The 23,289-nt window shown below is 64.4% G+C and carries 20 protein-coding genes; 1 reads left to right on the plus strand and 19 read right to left on the minus strand.

All coding sequences use genetic code 11. From position 1 onward, the window contains the following. Positions 1–213: 213 nt before the first annotated feature. The 7 genes from ACFOKJ_RS08520 to hemE form a co-directional block, all read right to left on the minus strand. Positions 214–1,209, minus strand: coding sequence for an NAD(P)H-dependent glycerol-3-phosphate dehydrogenase (locus tag ACFOKJ_RS08520; RefSeq protein ID WP_390278594.1), 996 nt, complete (start codon positions 1,207–1,209; stop codon positions 214–216). 4 nt (positions 1,210–1,213) lie between these two features. Then, positions 1,214–1,657: an SH3 domain-containing protein gene (locus ACFOKJ_RS08525; protein WP_390278597.1), complete on the minus strand. Its 444-nt coding sequence runs from the start codon at positions 1,655–1,657 to the stop codon at positions 1,214–1,216. An 8-nt stretch (positions 1,658–1,665) separates the two neighbouring features. Further along, positions 1,666–2,118, minus strand: a complete 453-nt coding sequence (gene secB / locus ACFOKJ_RS08530) for a protein-export chaperone SecB (RefSeq protein ID WP_390278599.1) — start codon at positions 2,116–2,118, stop codon at positions 1,666–1,668. Between the two features lie 120 nt (positions 2,119–2,238). After that, entirely contained in the window at positions 2,239–2,496 is a 258-nt protein-coding gene (gene grxC, locus ACFOKJ_RS08535) for a glutaredoxin 3 (RefSeq protein ID WP_390278601.1), read from the minus strand. Between the two features lie 28 nt (positions 2,497–2,524). Next, positions 2,525–3,919 (minus strand): D-alanyl-D-alanine carboxypeptidase/D-alanyl-D-alanine endopeptidase, encoded by a 1,395-nt coding sequence (dacB, locus tag ACFOKJ_RS08540; protein WP_390278602.1) that lies wholly within the window; start codon positions 3,917–3,919, stop codon positions 2,525–2,527. Next, a complete protein-coding gene (locus tag ACFOKJ_RS08545; protein WP_390278604.1) occupies positions 3,919–6,090 on the minus strand; it encodes a primosomal protein N' in 2,172 nt (723 codons plus the stop codon). Before ACFOKJ_RS08545 ends, dacB begins: the two co-directional genes overlap by 1 nt. A gap of 362 nt (positions 6,091–6,452) precedes the next feature. After that, positions 6,453–7,514 (minus strand): uroporphyrinogen decarboxylase, encoded by a 1,062-nt coding sequence (gene hemE / locus ACFOKJ_RS08550; protein WP_390278606.1) that lies wholly within the window; start codon positions 7,512–7,514, stop codon positions 6,453–6,455. Between the two features lie 169 nt (positions 7,515–7,683). On the opposite strand from hemE, the gene ACFOKJ_RS08555 reads away from it, so the two are divergent. Further along, positions 7,684–8,502, plus strand: coding sequence for a mechanosensitive ion channel family protein (locus tag ACFOKJ_RS08555; RefSeq protein ID WP_390278608.1), 819 nt, complete (start codon positions 7,684–7,686; stop codon positions 8,500–8,502). An 87-nt stretch (positions 8,503–8,589) separates the two neighbouring features. Here the strand turns inward: ACFOKJ_RS08555 and ACFOKJ_RS08560 are convergent, their stop codons facing one another. From ACFOKJ_RS08560 to ACFOKJ_RS08615, 12 genes are all read right to left on the minus strand, one after another. Beyond that, positions 8,590–11,712, minus strand: coding sequence for an efflux RND transporter permease subunit (locus tag ACFOKJ_RS08560; RefSeq protein WP_390278610.1), 3,123 nt, complete (start codon positions 11,710–11,712; stop codon positions 8,590–8,592). A gap of 10 nt (positions 11,713–11,722) precedes the next feature. Beyond that, on the minus strand, positions 11,723–12,838 hold the full coding sequence (locus ACFOKJ_RS08565) for an efflux RND transporter periplasmic adaptor subunit (RefSeq protein ID WP_390278612.1): 1,116 nt from the start codon (positions 12,836–12,838) through the stop codon (positions 11,723–11,725). Between the two features lie 25 nt (positions 12,839–12,863). Further along, a complete protein-coding gene (mltA, locus tag ACFOKJ_RS08570) occupies positions 12,864–14,120 on the minus strand; it encodes a murein transglycosylase A (RefSeq protein WP_390278614.1) in 1,257 nt (418 codons plus the stop codon). A gap of 118 nt (positions 14,121–14,238) precedes the next feature. Next, complete coding sequence (locus tag ACFOKJ_RS08575; protein ID WP_390278617.1) at positions 14,239–14,769, minus strand: glutathione peroxidase; 531 nt, start codon at positions 14,767–14,769, stop codon at positions 14,239–14,241. Positions 14,770–14,886: 117 nt separating this feature from the next. Further along, positions 14,887–15,249: a thioredoxin gene (gene trxA / locus ACFOKJ_RS08580; protein ID WP_390278619.1), complete on the minus strand. Its 363-nt coding sequence runs from the start codon at positions 15,247–15,249 to the stop codon at positions 14,887–14,889. Between the two features lie 159 nt (positions 15,250–15,408). Beyond that, complete coding sequence (locus ACFOKJ_RS08585) at positions 15,409–16,359, minus strand: class I SAM-dependent methyltransferase (protein ID WP_390278622.1); 951 nt, start codon at positions 16,357–16,359, stop codon at positions 15,409–15,411. A 175-nt stretch (positions 16,360–16,534) separates the two neighbouring features. Beyond that, positions 16,535–17,074, minus strand: coding sequence for a pantetheine-phosphate adenylyltransferase (gene coaD / locus ACFOKJ_RS08590; protein WP_390278625.1), 540 nt, complete (start codon positions 17,072–17,074; stop codon positions 16,535–16,537). 169 nt (positions 17,075–17,243) lie between these two features. Continuing rightward, complete coding sequence (locus ACFOKJ_RS08595) at positions 17,244–18,218, minus strand: peptide ABC transporter ATP-binding protein (RefSeq protein WP_390278627.1); 975 nt, start codon at positions 18,216–18,218, stop codon at positions 17,244–17,246. Further along, positions 18,215–19,189: an ABC transporter ATP-binding protein gene (locus tag ACFOKJ_RS08600; protein WP_390278629.1), complete on the minus strand. Its 975-nt coding sequence runs from the start codon at positions 19,187–19,189 to the stop codon at positions 18,215–18,217. The genes ACFOKJ_RS08595 and ACFOKJ_RS08600 overlap by 4 nt, the downstream gene beginning before the upstream one ends. A gap of 9 nt (positions 19,190–19,198) precedes the next feature. After that, on the minus strand, positions 19,199–20,125 hold the full coding sequence (locus tag ACFOKJ_RS08605; RefSeq protein ID WP_390278631.1) for an ABC transporter permease subunit: 927 nt from the start codon (positions 20,123–20,125) through the stop codon (positions 19,199–19,201). A gap of 13 nt (positions 20,126–20,138) precedes the next feature. After that, positions 20,139–21,167, minus strand: coding sequence for an ABC transporter permease subunit (locus tag ACFOKJ_RS08610; protein ID WP_390278634.1), 1,029 nt, complete (start codon positions 21,165–21,167; stop codon positions 20,139–20,141). Positions 21,168–21,500: 333 nt separating this feature from the next. Continuing rightward, a complete protein-coding gene (locus ACFOKJ_RS08615) occupies positions 21,501–23,093 on the minus strand; it encodes an ABC transporter substrate-binding protein (protein ID WP_390278636.1) in 1,593 nt (530 codons plus the stop codon). Positions 23,094–23,289: the final 196 nt, after the last annotated feature.

Below are 23,289 nucleotides of genomic sequence, written 5' to 3' on the forward strand. Positions count from 1 at the left end.
GAGTGATCCATTCGGGATCAATCTGTTGAGAAAGTGCAGTGAAATCAGGGTGTTTGTGGGCCTTGCCAACCATTGGAGCCAGAGTGTCAGAGTTAACTTGGCCGGAATATGAGCAAGATTCGCACCATGAAAAATGCCGTCCACTTGCTTAAGTGAACGGCATTAGGCACCCGAGGGTGCCTTTTTTCTTTACCAGCAGGGTGCCCAGCAGCATCAGCCGTTGCCGAACTCCGGCTTGGGCGTGCGCCCCAGCAGGCTTTCCACCACGCTTTGCGGCGTAGCCTGGTGATACAGCAGCTCGCACACCGCGGCGGTGATCGGCATGTCCACCTGCAGCCGCTCGGCCATCTTCAGCACCTCGCGCGCGGTTGGCACGCCTTCGGCCACATGCCCCAGCTCCTGCAGGATGGTCTGCAGCGACTTGCCCTCCGCCAGCTTGAGGCCAACCTGGCGGTTGCGCGACAGCGCACCGGTGCAGGTCAGGATCAGGTCGCCCACGCCGGACAGCCCCAGCATGCTCTGCTGGCTGCCGCCCAGCGCCATGGCCAGCCGGGTGATTTCGGCCAGACCACGGGTGATCAGCGCGGCGCGGGCATTCATGCCGAAGCCCAGGCCGTCGGCCACGCCGGTGGCAATCGCCATCACGTTCTTCACCGCCCCGCCCACCTCGACGCCTACCAGGTCGTCGTTGGCGTAGATGCGCAGCAGCGGGCTGTGCAGCTCGCGGGCAAAGTCGCGGGCAAAGGCGTAGTTTTCCGATGCCAGCGATACCGCCGCCGGCAGCCCCTGCGCCACTTCCTTGGCAAAACTCGGCCCGGACAGCACGCCGATGGTTTTCAGGCGCGGAAACTCCTCGGCCACCACCTGGTGCGGCAGCAGGCTGGAGCCCGCCTCGAAACCCTTGCACGCCCACAGCAGCGGAGCATCCACGCGCAGGCGCGCCAGCTCCTTCAGGGTTGGCCGCAAGCCGGCAATCGGCGTCACCACCAGCACCAGCTCTACGCCCACCACCGCCTCGGAAAGGTCGGCGGACAGATGCAAGCGCTCCGGCAACGGGCAATCCGGCAGGTAGCGACGATTCAGGCGGTTGGCCTGCATGTCCACCATCTGCGCGGCATCGCGCCCCCACAGCGTGACTTCATGCTGGCGGCTGAAGGCGATGGCCAGTGCCGTGCCCCAGGCGCCGGCGCCCACTACGGTTATACGCATGTGTTTACAGCCCCCACAGGCCGCCAATTTTGGCGTAGCCAGTCGTACCGTCGCGGTGCTTGACCTTGACCCAGCTGCTCTGCGGCGCGTCGGCCATGTCCAGCACCAGGTCCTTCTCGGCCCAGAACACTACCCCGGCCTTGTCGTCGGCGGCAGCGCGCACCGGCAGACGGTCGGCCACCACCAGCAGGGTGCGGCGGCTGGACAGCGCGGCGCCGGGAATCCAGGCGATACCGCCGGTGGCGTCACGCACCCGCGACCAGTCCTTTTGCGTGGACAACACTTCCACCGGGTAGTAGCGGCTTACCACGAACAGTTTTTTCGCGGTCAGCGTCGGCGCCTCGTACAGCGCGACGCCGGTTTCCTTCACCGAGCGGAATTCCAGCGCAAACGCCGTACTGGCCAGGCTGGACAGTACGGCGGCAGCAACAAGCAGATGTCGCTTCATGGCGGCAATCAGGCGTTGCCGGCTTCAGCCTGGGCTGCACGCTGCTGCATGTACAGGGCTTCGAAGTTGATCGGCGACAGCAGCACCGGCGGGAAGCCGGCACGGCTTACCAGGTTGGATACCGCTTCGCGGGCGTACGGGAACAGGATGTTCGGGCAGGCCACGCCCAGGATCGGGTCGATGTCTTCTGCCGGTACGTTGCGGATCTGGAAAATGCCGGCCTGGGTCACTTCGCACAGGAACATGGTCTTGTCGCCCAGCTTGGCGGTAACGGTGATGGTGATACCGGATTCGAAAATGCCGTCATCCAGTTGCTGACCGCTGTTGGCCAGCTGCATGTCGATTTCCGGCTGTTCCTGTTCCAGGAAGATTTGCGGGGCATGCGGGATTTCGAAGGACAGGTCCTTCACGTAGATCTTTTCGATGGAGAAAACCGGTTCCAGCTGTTGTTGTTCGCTCATGTTCTGCTATCTCGAATGCACCTGGCAGGTGCGGGGTTGAAGTGCTTGGCGGCCAGCCGTGTCATATGGGCCTGCCAGCCTGACATGCATCATCGCATGAAAATATGCCGGTCGTACCGCTCAGCCGGCCAGCAGCGGGTCCAGCTTGCCGGCGCTGTTCAGCGCGGCCAGATCGTCGAAGCCACCAACGTGGGTATCGCCGATGAAGATTTGCGGCACGGTGCGACGGCCGGTGATGCTCATCATCTTTTCACGCTCGGTCGGGTCCAGATCGATGCGGATCTCATTGATGCCGCTGACGCCCTTGCTGCTCAGCAATTGCTTGGCGCGGATGCAGTACGGGCAAACCGCGGTAGTGTACATGGTGACGGGTTGCATGCTGTTTTCCTGCAAAAAAGTGGGTCGATTATAAGCCGCCAGCCGGGCTTGCGGCCAACCTTGCCTGATAGCGCGCCACCACCGCCGCCACTGCGGCATCCAGTTGCGGCGTCAGTTGCTCGGCGCGCGCGGAATTGACGATGGCGACGATCACCAGCCGCTGGCCGGATGGCGCCTGCCAGTAGCCGGCCAGCGCGCGCACCTTGTCCAGCGAACCGGTCTTCAGCCGCAGATTGCCGCCTATCTCGCCGAGGCGTTTCTTCAGCGTGCCGTCCTCGCCGGCCAGCGGCAGGCTGGCCGCCAGCTCCGGCCCGTAGGGGCCGCGCAGCGCATCGCGCAGCACCTCGCCCAGCAAGTGGGCGCTCACCCGCTCGCGCCGCGACAGGCCGGCGCCGTTTTCCAGCAGCAGCGGCTGCTGCGGCAGGCCACGCTCGGCCAGCAGGCCGCGCAGTACGCGCTCGCCATCGGCAAAGGTGTTGCCGCTGGCCGGGTACTGCGCGCCCAGTGTCAGCAGCACGCTGCGCGCCATAGTGTTGTTGCTGTACTTGTTCACATCCACCAGCACGCCGGCCAGGGTGTCGGCAGACGGCAGCCGCAGCAGGCTGCGTGCCTGTGCCGGGGTGCTGGCAATGCGCATGCCGCGCGGGCCGCTGCCGCCCAGCTGCTGCCACAGCGCGGCAAACGCCTGCTGCGCAAACTCGTTGCTGTCCAGCAGGTTCACGAAGTTGGCCGCACCGTCGCAGCCGGGTGGCAAGCTGCCGCTGACACGCAGCCGGTCGCCGCCTTGTTGCGTGATGGCGGCATAGCGGCGCACATCGCCGCAGCTGCTGCCGCTGCCGGCCTGCAGCCGGTTATCGATGCTGATGCCCGGCAGCGGTGGGTCGAGCACCACCTGCGGCTGGCCGTTCTCGAAGTAGTAACGCAGCCAGGCCACTTTCAGGTTCAGCTGGTGGGTATGCGGTGCCACGGTGAACACCCGGTCGGCATCGCCGCCAAAGCCGTCCGCTGTACCCAGGCCCTGCCAGGCGCTCTGGTCCAGCACCAGCTTGCCGGCAATATCCCGCACCCCGCGTAGGCGCAGCTGGCGCAGCATTTCGGTAAGCCGCGCGCTGTCCAGCCGCGGGTCGCCACTGGCCTGCCAGTACAGATCTCCCTGCAGCACGCCATCCTGCAGCGGCGCGGTGGTCTTGAATTCGGTCTGCCAGCGGAAGTTTGGCCCCAGCCGGCTGAGCGCCGCCCAGCTGGTGAGCAGCTTCATGGTGGAGGCCGGGTTCACCGCCTCGTCGGCGCGATGTGCGTCGAACACGCCGGCGCCTTCCACCGGCGCCGCCCACAGCGCGATCTCGTCATTGTTGAAACCAGCCGGTGCCGCCGCGTACAGCGGTGCGGCCAACACGGCCAACAGCAGTAAAAGTCGTTTCATTACATCTCCAGCGGATCGACATCCAGCGACCAGCGCATGCCGCGTGCGGCCTTGCGCGCCAGCTGCTCAATCAAGGGTAGCTGCGCACGCAGCCAGCCATGCAGCACGGCGCGTTGTTCGGCCTCGAAGGTAAGTTGCGCGCGTTCGCGCCCGGCGAGGCGCACCATCAGCGCCGGCGCCGGGCCGAACATATTAAGACCGGCCGGCAGCTCGCCCAGCTGCGCCAGCAGGGAATTCAGAAAAGTCTCGGCATCGGCATAGGCCGGCGCGTCGGCACGCAACAGCACCTGGAAGCCGGCCGGCGGGAAACCCGCCTCGCGCCGCTCCTGCAGCATGGCGGCGGCGTAGCCGTCGAAATCGTGGCGCTGCAACGCCTGGTACAGCGGATGCTCCGGCCACTGCGTCTGCACCAGCACCCGCCCCGGCACACCGGCGCGTCCGGCGCGTCCGGCCACCTGCATCAGCTGCGCGAACAGCCGCTCGCCGGCGCGGAAGTCCGCCGAATACAGCCCGCCATCGCTGCCGAGTACCGTTACCAGCGACAGCGCACCAAAATCATGACCCTTGGCCAGCATCTGCGTTCCCACCAGGATATCCACCTCGCCGGCATGCACCCGCTGGTAGATGGCATCCCACGCCGCCTTGCTACTGGTGCTGTCGCGGTCGATGCGCAGGATGCGCGCCTCTGGCAGCATGCGCTGCAGCGCGGACTCCAGCCGCTGCGTGCCCTCGCCCAGCGGTTGCACGTCCGGGTTGCCGCAGGACGGGCACTGCAGCGGTATGCGTTCGCAGGCGCCGCAGTGGTGGCAACGCAGCTGGCGGGCGCTCAGGTGCAGCACCATGCGCGCGCTGCAGTGCTTGCACACCGAGGTCCAGCCGCAGCCGGTACAAGCCAGCACCGGCGAATAGCCACGGCGGTTGATGAACACCAGGCTCAGTTCGCGCCGCTCCAGCGTCTGCTGCAGCACTTCCAGCACCGGTGCGGCCAACCCTTCCACCAGTTTCTGGCGGCGGATATCCACCAGCCCCACCTGCGGCAGGCTGGCACTGCCGTGCGCACGCTGGTTAAGGACAAGCTTGCGATAGCGCCCGGCCTCGGCATTGGCCACGGTTTCCAGGCTGGGCGTGGCGCTGCCCAGCAGCACCGGCACACCGGCAGTGTGGGCACGCCACACCGCCAGATCCCGCGCGTGATAGCGCAGGCCGTCCTGCTGCTTGAACGAGCCGTCATGCTCCTCGTCCACGATCACCAGCCCCAGCCGCGGCAGCGGGGTGAACACCGCCAGCCGGGTGCCGATGACGATGCCGGCGCGGCCCAGCCAGCCGTCACACCAGCCTTCCAGCCGCTCGCCGTCGGCCAGGTTGCTGTGCAGGCAAACGATCTTCGTGGCCGGGAAGCGGCGTGCGAAGCGGTCGATCAGCTGCGGGGTAAGGTTGATTTCCGGAATCACCACCAGTACCTGGCGGCCGGCGGCCAGCACCCTGGCGATCAGTTGCAGGTAGACCTCGGTCTTGCCGCTGCCGGTGATGCCGTGCAGCAGGAAGGGGGCAAAGCCGTCCAGGCTGGCCGCCACGCTGTCCACCGCCAGTTGCTGCTCGGCGTTGAGCGCCAGCTCGCCAGCCACTTGCAGTTCCGGCGCCTGCCACGGCACCTCGGCAATGTCGCCGCTGGCAAGACCGGCCTTGAGATAGGCAGCAGCCTGCGCATGCACCTTGCGCAACGCGTCGCGATCCTGCGGCTCGTGCAGCGCCTGCCACAGCGCCAGCTTCGCCGTGCTGCGCGCCGCCGGCGGCTGCGCCAGGCCCTGGGCGCTGAGCTGGTAACAGGCGCGATCCGGCAAGCGCACATCGCGCGGCTCGCGCAGCATGGTGGGCAGCGCGGTGAACAGCGCCTGCCCCTGCGGATGCAGGTAGTAGCGGGCGGCAAAGCGTACCTGGGCCAGCAGGCTTTCCGGCAAGGGCGGCAGCGCGTCGAATACCTGCAGCACTGGCTTGAGCTTTTCCGGGGCAATGGTATCCGGCGTCACACTGTTGTCCACCACCCCGCACATCTGGCGATTGCCGAACGGCACCAGCACCCGCTGGCCGCTTGGCAGAGGCGCATCGTGCAGGTAGGAAAATGCCCCACGCAGGGGCACATCCAGCCATACGCAGATCACCGTCGAAGGCACGTCTTTCCCCTATCTGGCCGCCAAGCCAGCACTGGCGCGGCTTGGCGCAATCTGTGCACAAATGCTGTGGATAACTTTGTGCACAAGCTGTATGCAAACTGGCAAAAAGCGCATCGGCGCGGCTTTGCCGTTAGATTGCTCAAAAATTAATCTGAAAAATAATTCTTTTAAAATCAGCAATTTAGCAGAATGCACATTTTTCTGGCGTCAAAGCTTGACAGATTGGTGCTTTGCCCGGTTTTGGTGTGCATAACTGCAGGATCAACAGCCGGCAGCACTGTCAAGCCCCCAGATCAAGGCACTCCGGCCGCAAGCAAAACGGCCACCCCTTGCGGGTGGCCGCCCTGTCCGAAAGCCCGGTTTTACACGTGGTATTGGCGCGACAGTTTGTGTACCGCAGCCACCAGCGCGGCTGCGTGTTCCGGGTTGGCATGCTGCGAGATGCCGTGCCCCAGGTTGAACACATGGCCGGAGCCGTGGCCGTAGGCGGCCAGGATGCGACCAGCCTCGGCCTCGATCGCCGCCGGGCTGCCGAACAGCGCATTGGGATCGAAGTTGCCCTGCAGTGCCACCTTGTCGCCAACGCGCGCACGCGCCTGGCCGATATCGGTAGTCCAGTCCAGGCCCACGCAGTCGGCGCCGATGGCGGCGATGTCTTCCAGCCACTGGCCGCCATTCTTGGTGAACACGATCACCGGCACGCGGCGGCCGTCGGCCTCGCGCTTGAGGCCGGCGATGATGCGCTGCATGTAGGCCAGCGAGAACTCCTTGTACGCCGCATGGCTGAGCGCGCCGCCCCAGGTATCGAAAATCTGCACCGCCTGCGCGCCGGCATCGATCTGCGCGTTCAGGTAAGCGGTTACCGAAGTCGCGGTCACGTCCAGGATGCGGTGCAGCAGATCCGGGCGGCTGTACAGCATGCCCTTGATGTGACGGAAGTCATCCGAACCGCCACCTTCCACCATGTAGCAGGCCAGGGTGAACGGGCTGCCGGAAAAACCGATCAGCGGCACGCGACCGTTCAGCGCCTTGCGGATGCTGCTCACCGCGTCGAACACGTACTGCAGCTTTTCCAGCGGTGCCGGCTGCAGCGCCAGCACGGCGGTTTCCTCACGCAGGTTGCGCTCGAACTTGGGGCCTTCGCCTTCGGCAAAGTACAGACCCAGGCCCATGGCGTCCGGTACGGTGAGGATGTCGGAGAACAGAATCGCCGCATCCAGCGGGAAGCGCTCCAGCGGCTGCAGGGTGACTTCGGTAGCGTAGTCCGGGCTGGTGCACAGGCCCATGAAGCTGCCGGCGCGCGCGCGGGTAGCGCGATATTCCGGCAGGTAGCGACCAGCCTGGCGCATCATCCAGATCGGGGTGTATTCAACCGGCTGCTTCAGCAGCGCACGCAGGAAAGTATCGTTTTGCAGGGTGGTCATGGCGGTTTTCGGCAAAAAAGTTGGCCGCATTATACCCCGCCCCCTGCCGCCTGCCTTGATGTGAGCACAACAGCTGCACACTTTTTACTGCCAGTATCCATGACAACAGCCTTGAGCCGCGGCATGCCATGTGCTTGACTGCAGGAGTCACTCACCGCAAGGAAGCATCATGAACGAGCTCAACTTCTCGCACTGGCAGCAAGTGGCCACCGACTACGCCTTCAGTATCGGCGGCACGCTGCTGTCGGCACTGGCGTTCTGGATCATCGGCCGCTGGCTGATCGCCAAGGTCGGCAACCTGATCCAGCGCGCACTGGAGCGTCAGCACGTGGACGCCACGGTGATGCGCTACCTTGGCACCACCATCAACGTAACGCTGAACGTGATGCTGATCGTCGGCATCCTCGGCTACTTCGGCATCCAGACCACCACCTTCGCCGCACTGTTCGCCGCCGCCGGCGTGGCCATCGGCATGGCCTGGTCCGGCCTGCTGTCCAACTTCGCCGCCGGGGTGTTCCTGATTGTGCTGCGGCCGTTCAAGGTGGGGGATTTCGTTACCGCGGGCGGCGTTACCGGCACGGTGAAGGAAATCGGCCTGTTCACCACTGCCTTCAACACCCCGGACAACGTGCTGACCATGGTGGGCAACGGCAAGATACTGGGCGACACCATCCAGAACTTCAGCAGCAACCCGCACCGCCGCGTGGAACTGAAAGCCCAGCTGGCCGGCGCCGCCGATGTGGACGCCGCCATCGCCCTGCTACGCCAGCGGCTGGCAAGCATTCCCAATGTGCTGGCCGAGCCGGCAGTGGAAGTGGCGATACTGGAGTTCAACCTGGTGGGGCCGGTACTGGCGGTACGCCCGTACTGCCACAACGACCACTACTGGCAGGTGTATTTCGACAGCAACCAGTTGCTGCGCGATGCCCTGGGCAGCGAGGCCTTCCCGGCGCCGATGCCGGCACAGGTGGTGTACGTGAAGCAGTAAGGCTGGCCGCAAGGGCCGCTGCCAGTCCACCCGCAAAGCACAAGGCCGCTGCCATGCAGCGGCCTTGTGCTTTGGCGCGGCGCCAGCTCAATGCGGCGCCGCCACCTTCTGGCCGGACAGCCGCGCCAGCAGGCGGCGGATACGCATGCGCAGGCCATCCAGGTAGGTGTACACCACCGGCAGTACGATCAGCGTCAGCACGGTGGAGGTCACCATGCCGCCGATGATGGCATGCGCCATCGGCCGCTGCGTTTCGGAGCCGGCACCGCTGGCCAGCGCCAGCGGCAGCATGCCGAAGATCATCGCCAGGCTGGTCATCATGATCGGACGCAGCCGCACGCGGCCGGCCTCGATGATGGCCTCCTCGCGTGCCATGCCCTCGCGGCGGCTGTGGTTGATGAAGTCCACCAGCAGGATGCCGTTCTTGGAGGCCAGCCCCATCAGCATGATGATGCCGATCACCGAGAACATGTTCAGCGTGGAGCCGAACAGCAGCAGCGCCACGAACACGCCGACAAACGATAGCGGCAGCGCCACCATGATGGTGACCGGCAGCGTGAAGCTGCGGAACTGCGCCGCCAGGATCAGGTAGATGAACACCACGCCCATGGCCAGCGCCTGCACCGCGTAGCTCAGCGATTCCTGCATGTCCTGGCGCTCGCCCTGCTGCGCCAGCAGCACGCCGGCCGGCAGCTGCACCCCTTGCAGCATGCGGTCGATGTCGGCAAACACTTCGCTGCTGCCACGGCCGCTGATGTTGGCGCTGATGCCGATCTCGCGCATCAGGTCGGTACGCTCGATCTGGCGCGGGCTACTGGCCGGCAGCATGCGAGTGACTTGCGACAGCGGCACCATCTGCGCCTCGCCGCTGTCGGCGCGCTTGCCCGGCACCGTCAGCACGTCCAGCAGCTCTTCCACCCGCGCGTCGCGCGGCACCTGCAGCCGTACATCGTAGTTTTCGCCATCCGGCGCCTCCCACTGCGTGACGGTACTGCCGCCCAGCAGCGCCGACACAGTATTGCCCACCCGCGCCAGGTCCACGCCCAGCGTGGCGGCGGCATCGCGCTCCACCTGCAGGTTCAGCGCCGGGTCGGCATCGTTGAGGCTGGACTGCACATCGCTGACACCCTTGATCTGCCGCAACCGCGCCATGATGTCACCGCTGGCGCGCTCCAGCGCCGCCAGATCGCTGCCGCGGATGCCGAGATTCACCGGCTTGCCCGGCGGGCCATGCTTGCCGGTTTCTTCCACCGAATCCAGTTCGATGCCGGCAACCTGCGCCACCTGCTGCCGCGCTGCCGCCATCAGCTGGAACAGGTCGCGCTCGCGCTGCTGCTTGTCGCCCACATTCACGGTGAGGTTGGCCTGGTTGCGACCGGCGCCAAAGCTGCCACCACCAATCTTGGTATCCACGCTGCGCACCTCCGGCAGCGTGCGCAGCCGCGTCTCCACCTCGCGCGCCTTCTGCTCGGTGTATTCCAGCGTGGAGCCGGCAGCGGTCTTGAAGCTGAGCCGGAACTCGCCCTTGTCGGCACGCGGCAGGAATTCCCCGCCCACAATGGGCACCAGCAGGAAGCTGCCCACCGTCAGCGCGATGGCTGCGGCCAACACGGTCTTGCGATGCGCCAGCGCCCAGCGGATTACCGCCACATACCCCTGCGCCAGGCGATCCAGCGAGGTTTCGAACCAGTCCAGCAGCCGCCCCACCGGCCCCTTGTGATGGTCGCCGTGGCGGTGCGGGTCATGCCAGATCGACGACAGCATCGGGTCCAGCGTGAACGATACGAACAGCGAGATCAGCACCGCCACCGTTACCGCCAGGCCGAACTGGTGAAAGAACTTGCCGATGATGCCGCCCATGAAGCCTACCGGCAGGAACACCGCCACGATGGTAAGCGTGGTGGCCAGCACCGCCAGGCCGATCTCGTTGGTGCCGTCCAGCGCCGCCTGGAAGTGGCCCTTGCCCAGGTTGGCGTGGCGCACGATGTTCTCGCGCACCACGATGGCGTCGTCGATCAGCAGCCCCACCGACAGCGACAGCGCCATCAGCGTCATCAGGTTCAGCGAAAAGCCCATCGCCTGCAGCGCGAACAGCGTGCCTATCATCGAGATCGGCAGCGTCAGGCCGGTAATCACCGTGCTGCGCCAGCTGCCCAGGAACAGGAACACGATCAGCACGGTAAGCAAGGCGCCTTCCAGCAGGGTTTTCTGCACCTCGTGCAGCGAGTTCTTTACCTCCTGCGACTTATCGTAGGTAAGGTTCACCACCGTGCCGGCCGGCGCCTGCGGCCGGTATTCGTCCAGTACCCGCTTCACCCCTTCCGCCACCTGCACCACGTTGGCGCCACGCGCGGCGCGGATGTCGATGCCGATGCCCGGCTTGCCGTCGATCAGCGTCAGGCTGTTCTTTTCCGCCTCGCTATCGCGCACATTGGCCACATCGGCCAGGCGGATGTCGCTGCCGCCACGGCTGGCGATCACCAGCGCGGCAAAATCGTCCACGCTCTTGAGCTTGCCGGCCACGCGCACCGACAGCTCGTTGCGCTGGCTGCTCACCTGCCCGGCCGGGTAGTCACGGTTGGCCGCGGCCACCGCGTCCGACACCTCGGCCACCGACAGGCCCAGCGCCTCCAGCCGGTAAGGGTCGATATCGATATGGATTTCGCGCCTGCTCTCGCCTACCAGTTTGACTTCCCCCACGCCGGACACGGTTTGCAGGCGCTTTTTCAGCACCTTGTCGACCCAGGTGGTGAGTTCGCGCAGGCTGCTGTCGGCGGCGCTGAGGGTGTAAGACATCAGCGCTTCGTCATTCGGGTTCATCTGCGAGATGGTGGGGGTGTTCACCTCGCGCCGCAGCCGCCCCTGCACCGCCCCCACCTTGTCGCGCACCTCTTGCAGCCCCTGCGTTGCATCGGTGGACAGCTCGAATTCGACCACCACGGTGGAGCTGCCTTCGAAAGAATAGGAACGAATGTGCTTGATGCCGTTGATGGTGTTTACCGCCTCCTCGATGGGGCGGGTGACATCGCTTTCCACCACCTCCGGCGAGGCGCCGGGGTAGCTGGTCATGACCACCGCTACCGGAAAGCGGATGTCCGGAAACTCCTCCACCGGCAGGTTACGCCAGGCAAACAACCCCAGCACGGTGAGCAGCAGCATCATCACGGCGGCAAAATACGGGTTCTGCACGCTGACGCGGGTTAGCCACATGGCGACGTCCTCAGCGTGACGGCAGGGACACAGTGTCCCCGGCCTTCAGGCCCAGCAGCGGTGCGGCCAACACCGTTTCACCGGCGGCGATGCCACGCACCGCTACCTGGCGTTCGTTATCGGCACGCAACAGCAGCTGCAGCGGCTGGCGCTGCAGACGGCCATTTCGCACCGCCAGCAGCCACGGGCTGGCGCCATCCAAGTCGTGCACCGCCGCCAGCGGCAGGCGGATGGCATCGTTCACCTCGGCCAGCACTACGCCGCCCTTGGCGAACTGACCGGCCTTCAGGCGACCATCGCGGTTTTCCACCCGCAGATAGACATTGAAGGTACGGGTGGCGGCATTGGCCACCGGGTTGATACGCACCAGCACGGCCTGAAATTCGCCATCCACGCCTTCCACGCTGAAGCGTGCCTGCTGGCCTGGCTTCAGCTGCCCCACCAGCCGCGCCGGCACGCTGGCCACGCCTTCCAGCACTGCCAGATCGGCAATGGCGAACAGCTTCTGGTTGCGCGACGCCTGCTCGCCAGGCTGGGTAAGGCGGGCATACACGGTGCCGGCCATCGGCGCACGCACTTCGCTCTCGCTGAGGCTCTTGCGGGCGCGCGCCAGCTGGCTGCGCCGCGCCGCCAGCTCGCCGGCACGCACCTGGTAGTCGCTTTCCGTTTCGTCGAAAGCCAGCTTGGAAATGAAACCCTGTTGCAGCAGCTCGCGCTGCTTGTCCAGCTTGAGCCGCGCCAGTTTCAGCCGCGCCTCGTCATTGGCCAGTTGCGCCTGCTGCTCGTTGAGCTGCTGCTGCAGCGCCTCGCTGTCGATGCGTGCCAGCAGTTGGTTGCGCGTCACCTGCTCGCCTTCGCGCACCAGCACCTGCTGCACGGTTCCTTCCGCCTGCGCCGCCACTTCCGCGCTGTGCAGCGGATTGAGGGTGGCGGTAAACGGCAGCAGCTGCGCCACCGGCGCCACCTTGGTAGTGAGCACATCGGCAGCGGACAGCTGGCGTGGCGCGGCAGTCGCCGGCGCGCTGGCCGCCGTGGCGACAGGTGCCTCCGGCTGGCCACAGCCAGCCAGCACCAGGGTTGCCAGCGTCAGCAGCAGGGTATGGCGGATAATGCGGGGGCGAAGCATGGGGAAATCCTTGCGAACAGCGGGTTCAGGGGTTGGCCGCAGGCGTCATGCCATTGGGCAGCAGCAGCCACAGCTTGCCGCTTTGTTTCATGCGGCCGGCGTACATCCCGGCCTCGGCGCCAAAGCCGAAAAAGAAGTCGGCACGTACGCCGCCACGAATGGCGCCGCCGGTATCCTGCGCGTGCACCAGGCGGGTAAGCGGCTCCGGGCTGCCGTCCAGCGGCCAGGTGGTGGCCAGGTACACCGGCGCGCCCAGCGGGATGTAGCGCGGGTCCACCGCCACGCTGTAACCGCCGGTAAGCGGCACGCCCAGCGCGCCCAGCGGGCCGTGGTCGTTGCTCGGCAGCTGGCGGAAGAATACATAGCTCGGGTTGGCGGCAAACAGCTCGGCGCGGCGCTGCGGGTTGGCCGCAATCCACGCCTTGATGCTCTGCATCGATACCTCTTCGATGCGCATCTGACCCTGATCCACCAGCCAGCGCCCTATCGACTTGTAGCCGTGGCCATTCTGGTCGGCATAGCCGACGCGGATAAAACTGCCGTCTTCCAGCTGGATGCGGCCGGAGCCCTGTACCTGCAGGAAGAACAGTTCGGTTTCGTCTTCCGCCCAGGCCAGTACCGGCATCTTGTCGCGGCCCTTGCCCGCGTCGATCTCGGCGCGGGTGTAGTACGGCAGTAGCCGGTTGCCGTCGATACGGCCCTTCAGCGCGCGGGTACGGTTGTCGGTAACGAAGTCCGCCAGCGTGATCTGGACCTCCCCCTCACCGGCCACGGCTTTGCCCGGCACCAGTTGCAGGCGGTTGCCGCTGCCACGGCGTGCCACCAGCTGCGGCTGCGCACGCTGTTCCTGGCTGATGTCCAGCACATACAGATCGGTCGGCACGCCGTACACCGGGTAGGGCGTTTGCGGTGACTGGCTGCGGCTGCCGGCCAGCAGCGGTTCGTAGTAGCCGGTAATCAGCCCGCTGTCCTTGCCGCTATCCGACAGCTGCCACGGCGTGAAGCGGCTCTCGTAGAAGCTGCGCACCGCCTGCGGGTTGGCCGCATCGATGGCGCGGCTGTCCGTGCAGATGCCCTGCCACTGCGGCCGGCCCTGCAGGCTGCGGCAGCTGTCCTGCAGCGTGGTCAGGCTTTCGCCAGCCAGTGCGGCACTCCAGCCGGGCAGGTCGGCAAAGCGCACGCTCCGGTACTGCACCTGGGCGGTACTGGTGGTGAGTGGCGGGTAGGAGGCACAGGCGGCCAGCAGCAGGCTGCCGGCCAGGGTAATCAGGCGCTTGAACATGGCAATGGGGGCAAACTCGGGCGCAAGGGTTGGCCGCGGGGCGGCGATAGGCGATGGTAATGAACTGCCGCCATGCAAGGCAAATGGCAATCAGCCTGTTGTCATGGCGGCGGCAGCATCAGGGCTTGGGCAGCGCCGCCTCCACCGCCTGGATGAAGGTGGGCGAATCCGGCTTGGTCAGCGGGCTGAAGGCGGTGACGGTCTTGCCATCGGCGGCAATCACGTACTTGTAGAAGTTCCACTTCGGCGTATCGCCACTGGCCTTGGCCAGAGCCTGGTACAGCGGGTGGGCGGCATCGCCGCGCACATGCACGCGGCTGGCCAGCGGGAAGTTCACGCCGTAGTTCACCTGGCAAAAGCTGGCCACCTGCTTGTCCTGCTCCAGCTCCTGGAAGAAATCGTCGCTGGGGAAGCCGATCACCACCAGCCCCTTGTCGCGGTAGTCCTGCCACAGCGTCTGCAGGCCCTTGAACTGTGGCGTGAAGCCGCACTGGCTTGCGGTATTGACCACCACCACCGCCTTGCCCTGGTAGGCGCACATGTCGATGCTGCCACCGGTCAGCCCCGGCACGCGATGGTTGAGCAGTGCGGGACAGGCGGCAGAGGCCAGCGCCGGCAGTAAATAAAGTGAAGAAAGCAGCTTGCGCATGGTGAAACTCCGGTAAGCATCCAGTCACGGCGACAGCCTGCGGCTGCGGCCAACCAGATAAAGACCAACGCCGCCGCAAGGAGTTGCGGCGGCGTTGCGGTGGCATACAGGTCTAGCTTACTGCTGTTCGCTGGCGATATCCGCCCGCACCTTGTCCATGTCCAGATCGCGCACAGCCTGGATCAGCTGCTCGAACTGGCCGGCCATCATGGCGCCGGCCTGGTGGAATACCACGATGCCGTCCCGCAGCGCCATCAGCGTGGGGATGGAACGAATCTGGAAATGCGCCGCCAGCTCCTGCTCGGCCTCGGTATCGATCTTGCCGAACACGATGTCCGGGTGCTTGGCGGCAGCTGCCTCGAACACCGGGCCGAACATCTTGCACGGGCCACACCAGTCCGCCCAGAAATCCAGAAACAGGATGCCTTCACGCTCGGCGTAGTCGTTGAAGGTATCGGCGGTGATGTTGACGTAAGACATGCTGTATTCCTTGTGCAATGGCACCGCCATGAGCGGCGGGTGCCGATGGCTGAACAATTGGCGCGAGGCGGTCAAAACGCAAGCCGGCACGCGATTGATTTTATTTTCTAGCCGATTGCCTGCCGCTATCGCCAGCGCGCAACACAGCGCAAGCGGTTCTCAGCCTGCGCGATGGCCAATGCGCCAGCACTGGTGGATCTTCTTGTTGCGGAAGTCCTCCGGCACCGATTGCTTGCTGATGTCGCGCACGTCGTAGTCCTGCACCAGCAACGGGCTCAGCTCGAAGCTGCGCAGGTTGTTGGAGAAGTACAGCACCCCGCCCGGCGCCAGCAGGCGCATGGCGCCGTCCACCAGCTTGACGTGGTCGCGCTGCACGTCCAGCTCGTCCTGCATCTTCTTGCTGTTGGAGAAGCTGGGCGGGTCCATCACGATCAGGTCGAACTGTTTGCCGGCAAAGGCGGCGTCTTCCAGGTACTGGAACACGTCGTCGCGGATCAGCGCGTGCTTGCCAAGATCCAGGCCGTTGAGCTCGAAGTTGCGGCGGCTCCACGCCTGGTAAGTGTTGGACAAGTCCACCGTCTCGCTGCTCACCGCGCCACCGGCGGCGGCATACACGGTGAAGCTACCGGTGTAGGCAAACAGGTTGAGAAAGCGTTTGCCGGCAGCCTCTTCGCGCACCCGTTTACGGGTGTTACGGTGGTCGAGGAACAGGCCGGTGTCCAGGTAGGCATCCAGATTCACCCAGAAACGCTGCCCCTGCTCTGCCACCACGAAATCCTCGCCCTCGCGGCCGGTTTTCTCGTACTGGCTGTCGCCCTTCTGCCGGCGCCGCGCCTTCAGCGCGATCTTGTCCGCTGCCACGCCGGTGATCTCGCTGATGACCTGCTGCACCGCCTGCATCCAGTCGGCGTATTCGTCATCGCCAATCTGCCAGCCGGTATCGTATTCCTGCAGGTGCACGCGCTCGCCGTAGATATCGATGATCAACGGGAACTGCGGCACGTCGCGGTCGTACACGCGCCAGGCTTCCAGCCCGTTACGCTTCGCCCATTTGGCGTAATGCTTGTAGTTCTTGGAGAGACGGCCAGCAAAGGCGGATACGTCTGCCATGATTTACCTCGGAAATGCGAAGCGCCGGAGCGTGTCCGGCGCGTATTGTGTTCAGTGTGCGGCCAACGTTGGCCGCATGAAGCCAGTAGGGTGGGCAAAGCGTAGCGTGCCCACCAGTAACATCTTGCGGTGGGCACGGCCCAAGGCCTTTGCCCACCCTACGATGACAACAATGCTAGTCCAGCTGCAGCACCTGTTGCTGGTAGTAGTTTACCAGCTTGCGATACACCGGCTCCGGCACATAGTGGCGGATCATCTGTTCCCAGCCCTGCGGCCCCATCAGCCCCTTCACCATGGTGGACGACACCTCGGCATACTCGCGCGGCGGCAGCAGGAAGATGGTGGTGATGTCGGTGTGCAGGTCGGAGTTGATGTAGCGCATGGTGCGCTCGTACTCGTAATCGCTGGCGGTGCGGATGCCGCGAATGATGTAGTTGGCACCGATGCTCTGCGCGTAGTTCACCAGGAACTGGTTCTCGAACACCTCGACCTTGAGCTTGGAAAAGCCGCGCGTCACCGCCCGCAGCATCTCCAGGCGCTCATCCACGCTGAAGGTGCAACGCTTGTCCGGGTTGACACCAATGGCCACCACCAGCTCGTCGAACAGCTCGACGGCTTCACGGATCATCCACAAGTGCCCGTTGGTCACCGGGTCAAAGCTTCCGGCGTAGACGGCTCGCTTCAATTGACGCTTTCCTTTATTACTATGTGTCATGGCGGACTGTACTGGTGGTGGGCAGGTGGGACAAGGCCTTTTTGCTGCAATGCAGAATAAAAAGCACCGGAGCGGTGCGATTCACCACTCCGGTGCTTGTACTGTAGTGCATGCCTAGCCAGCCAGGCGATCAGGTGCAAGCAGAATCACCCGAGTCTGCCGAGCACACTCAGGCGTTGATGCTTTCCGCGTGGTGGCACGCCACCTGGTGCCCGGCCAGCTCGCGCAGCTGCGGTACGTCCTGGCTGCAGCGCTCGGTGGCAAACGGGCAGCGCTTGTGGAAGGCGCAGCCGGTGGGCGGGTTCAAGGGGCTTGGCAGCTCGCCGCTGATCTTGATCTTGGCGCGGCGGTCTTCTTCGCGTACCGACGGCGTGGCCGACAGCAGGGCCTTGGTGTACGGGTGCAGCGGCTTGGCGTAGATCGCTTCCTTGCTGCCCACTTCCACTGCGCGGCCCAGGTACATCACCATCACATCGTCGGCCACGTGCTCCACCACCGCCAGATTGTGCGAGATGAACACGTAGGCGGTGTTGAACTCTTCCTGCAGATCCATGAACAGGTTCAGCACCTGCGCCTGGATCGACACGTCCAGTGCCGAGGTCGGTTCGTCGGCCACCACGATCTGCGGCTGCAGCATCATGGCGCGGGCGATGGCGATACGCTGGCGCTGGCCGCCGGAGAACATGTGCGGGTAGCGGTAGTAGTGCTCCGGGCGCAGGCCGACGCGCTGCATCATGGCGCGCACCTTGGCTTCGCGCTCGCTGGCACTTAGCTTGGTGTTGATCAGCAGCGGCTCGCCCAGCTGGTCGCCGATCTTCTGCCGCGGGTTGAGCGAGGCGTACGGGTTCTGGAACACCATCTGCACCTTGCTGCGCAGCGCCTTCAGTTCGGCGGTGCTAGCCTTGCCCACCTCCACGCCAGCCAGCTGCAGCGAGCCGGCGGTAGGCGCTTCGATCAGGGTGAGCTGGCGCGCCAGGGTGGACTTGCCACAGCCGGATTCACCAACCACGGCCAGGGTCTTGCCGGCCTTGAGTTCGAACGAGACGCCGTTGAGCGCCTTTACCATGGCCTTCGGCTTGAGGAAGCCCTGCGACACCTCGTAGTGACGGGTCAGGTCGCGAGCCTGCAGTACGGTCTGGCTCATTGGGCCTCCTTGTCGATCAGCGGGTAGAAGCAGCGGGCGGCGCCATGCGCATTCGGCGTGATGGCCGGGCGCTCGGCACGGCAGCGATCCTGCACGTAGGGGCAACGCGGCGACAGCAGACAGCCTTTCGGGCGGTCGTACTGGCCCGGCACGATGCCCGGCAGGGTGTTCAGCCGGCGCGCGCCCTTGCTGTGCTCGGGAATCGATGCCAGCAGCGCCTCGGTGTACGGGTGCACCGGGTGCTGGAACAGGCGCGGTACGGTGCCCTCTTCCGCCACCTGGCCGGCGTACATCACCGCCACGCGGTGCGCCACTTCGGCGATCACCGCCAGATCGTGGGTGATCATGATCAGCGCCATATTGCGCTCTTTCTGCAGGTTGACCAGCAGTTCCATGATCTGCGCCTGGATGGTGACGTCCAGCGCGGTGGTGGGTTCATCGGCAATCAGCAGCTTGGGGTTGCAGGCCAGGGCCACCGCGATCATCACGCGCTGGCTCATGCCGCCGGACAGCTGGTGCGGGTAGGCCTCCAGCCGGGTCTTGGCCGCCGGAATCTCCACCAGCTCCATCAGCTCCAGCGCGCGCGCCTTCAGCTCGGCACCACGCAGGCCCTGATGCACCTTGAGCACTTCCATGATCTGGTAGCCCACGGTGTAGCTGGGGTTGAGTGAGGTCATCGGGTCCTGGAAGATCATGGCGATATCCTTGCCCACGATCTTGCGGCGCTCTTTGGCGCTGATGGTGAGCAGGTTCTTGCCGTCGAACTCCAGTTGGTCGGCCACGATGCGGCCCTGGCCTTCCAACAGGCCCATCATCGCCATCATGGTGACGGATTTGCCGGAGCCGGATTCGCCAACGATGCCGACGATCTCGCCCTGGTTGACGCTGAGGTCCAGACCTTCCACGGCGCGGAAGGGGTTGGCCGCATTGCCGAACTCCACCGACAGATTCTTGATTTGCAACAGACTCATGATTTCCCCTTACGCCACGCGCTTCATCTTCGGGTCCAGCGCGTCGCGCAGGCCATCACCCATCAGGTTGATCGACAGCACCGCCAGCAGAATGGTCAGGCCCGGCATCAATACCACCCACCAGGCGCTGGTCATGTAGTCGCGCGCGCCGGACAGCATGGTGCCCCACTCCGGAGTAGGCGGCTGCACACCCATGCCCAGGAAGCCCAGGGCGGAGATTTCCAGGATGGCGGAGGAGAAACTCATGGTGGCATGCACGATCAGCGGTGCCATGCAGTTGGGCAGCACGGTCACGAACATCAGCCGCAGCAGGCCGGCGCCGGAAACACGGGCGGCGGTCACGTAGTCGCGGTTCAGCTCGGTAATGGCCGAGGCGCGGGTGAGGCGCACATAGCCCGGCAGGCCCACCACGGCGATGGCGATCATGGCGTTGATCAGGCCGGGGCCGAGGATCGCCATGATGGCGATGGCCAGCAGCAGCGACGGCAGCGCCATCATGATGTCCATCAGCCGCATGATCAGGTTGCCGATCACCTTGGGAAAGAACGCCGCCAGCAGGCCGAGGATCACCCCCGGCAGCAGCGACAGCAGCACCGACACCAGGCTGATCAGCAGCGACATCTGCGCGCCGTGGAACAGGCGGGTGAGGATGTCACGGCCCAGCTCGTCAGTACCCAGCAGGAACTGGCTGTTGCCACCCTCGGCCCACGACGGCGGGGTCAGCAGGTGGTCACGGTACTGCTCCAGCGGGTCGTAGGGGGAGATGATGCCGGCGAACAGCGCACAGAACACCACCACCGACATGAAGATCAGGCCGGCAACCGCGCCCTTGTTCTGCTTGAAGCTCGCCCAGAATTCCTTCAGCGGCGACGGGTAGCTCAGTGCCGGATCATCGTTGGCCGCAACGGTTTGCGGCGAAGTATTCACATTTGCCATGTTGAGTTCCTGCTTACTTGGCGTGACGGATACGCGGGTTGGCGATGCCGTACAGGATGTCGACGACGAAGTTGGTGACAATCACCAGCGTCGCCACGATCAGGATGCCGTTCTGGACTACCGGGTAGTCGCGGCGGCCGATGGCTTCGATCAGCCACTTGCCGATGCCCGGCCAGGAGAAGATGGTTTCGGTCAGTACCGCGCCGCCCATCAGCGTGCCCACCTGCAGGCCGATCACGGTCAGCACCGGAATCAGCGCATTGCGCAGGGTGTGGATGAAGATCACGCGTGCCGGCGACAGGCCCTTGGCACGGGCGGTACGCACGTAGTCTTCACGCAGCACTTCCAGCATCGAGGAGCGGGTCATCCGCGCGATCACCGCCAGCGGAATGGTACCCAGCACGATGGCCGGCAGAATCAGGTGCATCAGCGCATCCTTGAACGCACCGGCGTTCAGTTCCGGGTCCATGGCCTCGGCGCGCCAGGCGTCGATCAGCATGAAGCCGGTAGTGGGCTGCACGTCATATTGCAGGTCGATACGACCGGACACCGGGGTCCAGCCAAGGAAGACGGAGAAGAACATCACCGCCAGCAGGCCCCATACGAAGATGGGCATGGAGAAGCCGGTGAGCGAAATGCCCATCACGCCGTGGTCGAAGATCGAGCCGCGCTTGATGGCGGCGATCACCCCGGCCAACAGGCCGATGACGGCGGCGAACACCAGCGCGCACAGCGCCAGCTCCAGCGTGGCCGGGAACAGGGTGGTGAACTCTTTCCACACGCTTTCCTGGGTCTTGAGCGAGGTGCCAAGATCGCCGTGGAACAGCTTGCCGATGTAGTCGAAGTACTGCACGTAGAGCGGCTGGTCCAGGCCCAGGCGCTTCATGGCGGCAGCGTGCATCACCGGATCGAGCGAGCGTTCGCCCACCATCACCTCGATCGGGTCGCCCGGAATCATGCGGATCAGCGCAAAAGTCAGCAGCGTGATGCCAAAGAAGGTCGGGATCAACACCCCCAACCTGCGCAGAATGAATGCGAACATGTGATTACGTCTCCCGTGCATGCCGCTTGTGACGACATGACGTGTGCTACTGGAACAGGGACGCAAAAGGAAGAAAAACTGGGAGGGGAGGCGCCGGGCGGCTGGTTTGCATCTGAACCACCCACCTATACCAGCTGCAAGGCCGCCACGGCAGAAGCCACTTTAATGGCAACCGGCACTACCGGCCTTGACCCAGGTCAACGCTCGCACACCAGGGCGCCGCGCCGACTTTCCTTTTGCATAAGCTGATCGTCGATCAGCAAACAAGGAGGGGCCGTAGGCGCCCTCCTTGTCCTTAAGTGCGGGGCATGCCCCGCGCGACTTCAATACCGCTTATTTAACGCTTACACCCGCAAAGGAGTAATCGCCAAACGGGCTGATCTTGAAGCCGTTGACTTCCTTGCGCATCGGCTGGTTCACAGTCGAATGGGCAATGGTCGACCACGGCAGATCTTTCTTGAAGATTTGCTGCGCCTTCATGTACAGCGCGGTGCGCTCTTTCATGTCGGTGCTCTTGCGGGCCTTCAGCACGGCAGCGTCGAAATCCTTGCTGCAGTAGCGGGCGTAGTTGGAGCCGCCCACGGCTTCACAAGTCAGCAGCACGCCCAGGAAGTTGTCCGGGCTGGCGTAGTCGCCGGTCCAGCCGATCAGGCCGGTGTCGTGCTCGCCATTCTTCATGCGCTTCAGGTACTCACCCCATTCGTAGGTGGTGATCTTGGCCTTCACGCCGATCTTGGCCCAGTCGGCCTGGATCATTTCCGCCATCAGCTTGGCGTTCGGGTTGTACGGACGCTGTACCGGCATCGCCCACAGGGTGATTTCGAAGCCGTTCGGGTAGCCGGCCTTGGCCAGCAGGGCCTTGGCTTTTGCCACGTCCAGCGACTGGTTACGCAGCGACTTGTTGTAGGACCACAGCGAACCCGGCATCGGGTTGGCCGCTTCCTGACCCTGACCCTGGTATACCGCGTCGATGATGGCCTTGCGGTTGATGGCCATGTCCAGCGCCTGACGCACTTCCAGTTTCTTCAGCTGCGGCTTTTCCACGTTGTAGGCCAGGTAGCCAATGTTGAAGCCCGGGGCGGACATCATCTTCAGTGCCGGGTCGGTTTTCATGCCGGCCAGGTCCTGCGGCTTCGGATAGGACATGATGTGGCACTCGCCAGCCTTCATCTTCTGTGCACGCACGGAAGCATCGGTGGTGATGGCGAAAATCAGGTTGTCCACTTTTACGTCAGCCGGCTTCCAGTACTGCTTGTTGGCCTTGTAACGGATCTGCGCATCTTTCTGGTAGCGCACGAACACGAACGGACCGGTACCGATCGGCTGCTGGTTGATCATGGAGGCCTTGCCTTCCTTCACCAGCTTGTCGGCGTATTCGGCGGACTGAATGGAAGCGAACGGCATAGCGATCTTGGCCAGCAGGTCGGCATCCGGGTCTTTCAGGATGAACTTGACGGTGTTGGCGTCAACTTTTTCCACCTTCACGATGTTGGCATCGAGGCCGGTATCGGAGGCGTACGGGAATTCTGCCGGGTAGGCCTTGTTGAACGGGTAGTTCTTGTCAACCATGCGGCTGAAGGTGAACACCACGTCATCGGCGCCAAAGTCGCGGCTCGGCTTGAAGTAGTCGGTGGTGTGGAACTTCACGCCCTTGCGCAGCTTGAAGGTGTATTCCTTGCCATCAGCGGACACGGTCCAGGATTCGGCCAGACCCGGGATGGTCTTGGTGGAGCCCTTTTCGAATTCAACCAGACGGTTGAACATGGCGTGGCCAGCGGCGTCGAAAGTGGTACCGCCGGTGTACTGGGCGGAGTCGAAGCCTTCCGGGCTGGCTTCCGAGCAGTAAATCAGGGTGCCGGCGGCGTGGGCGGCGGTAGCTGCGGCGGTCAGACCGGCAGCAATCAGCAGATGCTTGGCTACTCGCATGTTTCTCGTTTCCCTATTTCTATTTTGAAGAAGTGATGCCTGGTATTGCCAGCAAGGCAATGCAAACGGCGTGCCGGATGTTGTTAGCCCCGGACAAATGCATTATGCGACGCCACCGGCCAAGCACAAGGCGGGCTTGACCGTTTTTTGTCGTCACCATGATTTATCGCAGTGCAGAATGTCGTTTTCTGCGTCG

The sequence above is a fragment of the Vogesella amnigena genome (assembly GCF_042648905.1).
GTDB lineage: Bacteria > Pseudomonadota > Gammaproteobacteria > Burkholderiales > Chromobacteriaceae > Vogesella > Vogesella amnigena.

Bases quoted from the DNA above. Each gene is read 5' to 3' on its own strand.
- ACFOKJ_RS08520 (WP_390278594.1), bottom strand. From the start codon at position 1,209: ATGCGTATAACCGTAGTGGGCGCCGGCGCCTGGGGCACGGCACTGGCC.
- ACFOKJ_RS08525 (WP_390278597.1), bottom strand. From the start codon at position 1,657: ATGAAGCGACATCTGCTTGTTGCTGCCGCCGTACTGTCCAGCCTGGCC.
- secB (WP_390278599.1), bottom strand. From the start codon at position 2,118: ATGAGCGAACAACAACAGCTGGAACCGGTTTTCTCCATCGAAAAGATC.
- grxC (WP_390278601.1), bottom strand. From the start codon at position 2,496: ATGCAACCCGTCACCATGTACACTACCGCGGTTTGCCCGTACTGCATC.
- dacB (WP_390278602.1), bottom strand. From the start codon at position 3,919: ATGAAACGACTTTTACTGCTGTTGGCCGTGTTGGCCGCACCGCTGTAC.
- hemE (WP_390278606.1), bottom strand. From the start codon at position 7,514: ATGACCACCCTGCAAAACGATACTTTCCTGCGTGCGCTGCTGAAGCAG.
- ACFOKJ_RS08555 (WP_390278608.1), top strand. From the start codon at position 7,684: ATGAACGAGCTCAACTTCTCGCACTGGCAGCAAGTGGCCACCGACTAC.
- ACFOKJ_RS08560 (WP_390278610.1), bottom strand. From the start codon at position 11,712: ATGTGGCTAACCCGCGTCAGCGTGCAGAACCCGTATTTTGCCGCCGTG.
- ACFOKJ_RS08565 (WP_390278612.1), bottom strand. From the start codon at position 12,838: ATGCTTCGCCCCCGCATTATCCGCCATACCCTGCTGCTGACGCTGGCA.
- mltA (WP_390278614.1), bottom strand. From the start codon at position 14,120: ATGTTCAAGCGCCTGATTACCCTGGCCGGCAGCCTGCTGCTGGCCGCC.
- ACFOKJ_RS08575 (WP_390278617.1), bottom strand. From the start codon at position 14,769: ATGCGCAAGCTGCTTTCTTCACTTTATTTACTGCCGGCGCTGGCCTCT.
- trxA (WP_390278619.1), bottom strand. From the start codon at position 15,249: ATGTCTTACGTCAACATCACCGCCGATACCTTCAACGACTACGCCGAG.
- ACFOKJ_RS08585 (WP_390278622.1), bottom strand. From the start codon at position 16,359: ATGGCAGACGTATCCGCCTTTGCTGGCCGTCTCTCCAAGAACTACAAG.
- coaD (WP_390278625.1), bottom strand. From the start codon at position 17,074: ATGACACATAGTAATAAAGGAAAGCGTCAATTGAAGCGAGCCGTCTAC.
- ACFOKJ_RS08595 (WP_390278627.1), bottom strand. From the start codon at position 18,218: ATGAGCCAGACCGTACTGCAGGCTCGCGACCTGACCCGTCACTACGAG.
- ACFOKJ_RS08600 (WP_390278629.1), bottom strand. From the start codon at position 19,189: ATGAGTCTGTTGCAAATCAAGAATCTGTCGGTGGAGTTCGGCAATGCG.
- ACFOKJ_RS08605 (WP_390278631.1), bottom strand. From the start codon at position 20,125: ATGGCAAATGTGAATACTTCGCCGCAAACCGTTGCGGCCAACGATGAT.
- ACFOKJ_RS08610 (WP_390278634.1), bottom strand. From the start codon at position 21,167: ATGTTCGCATTCATTCTGCGCAGGTTGGGGGTGTTGATCCCGACCTTC.
- ACFOKJ_RS08615 (WP_390278636.1), bottom strand. From the start codon at position 23,093: ATGCGAGTAGCCAAGCATCTGCTGATTGCTGCCGGTCTGACCGCCGCA.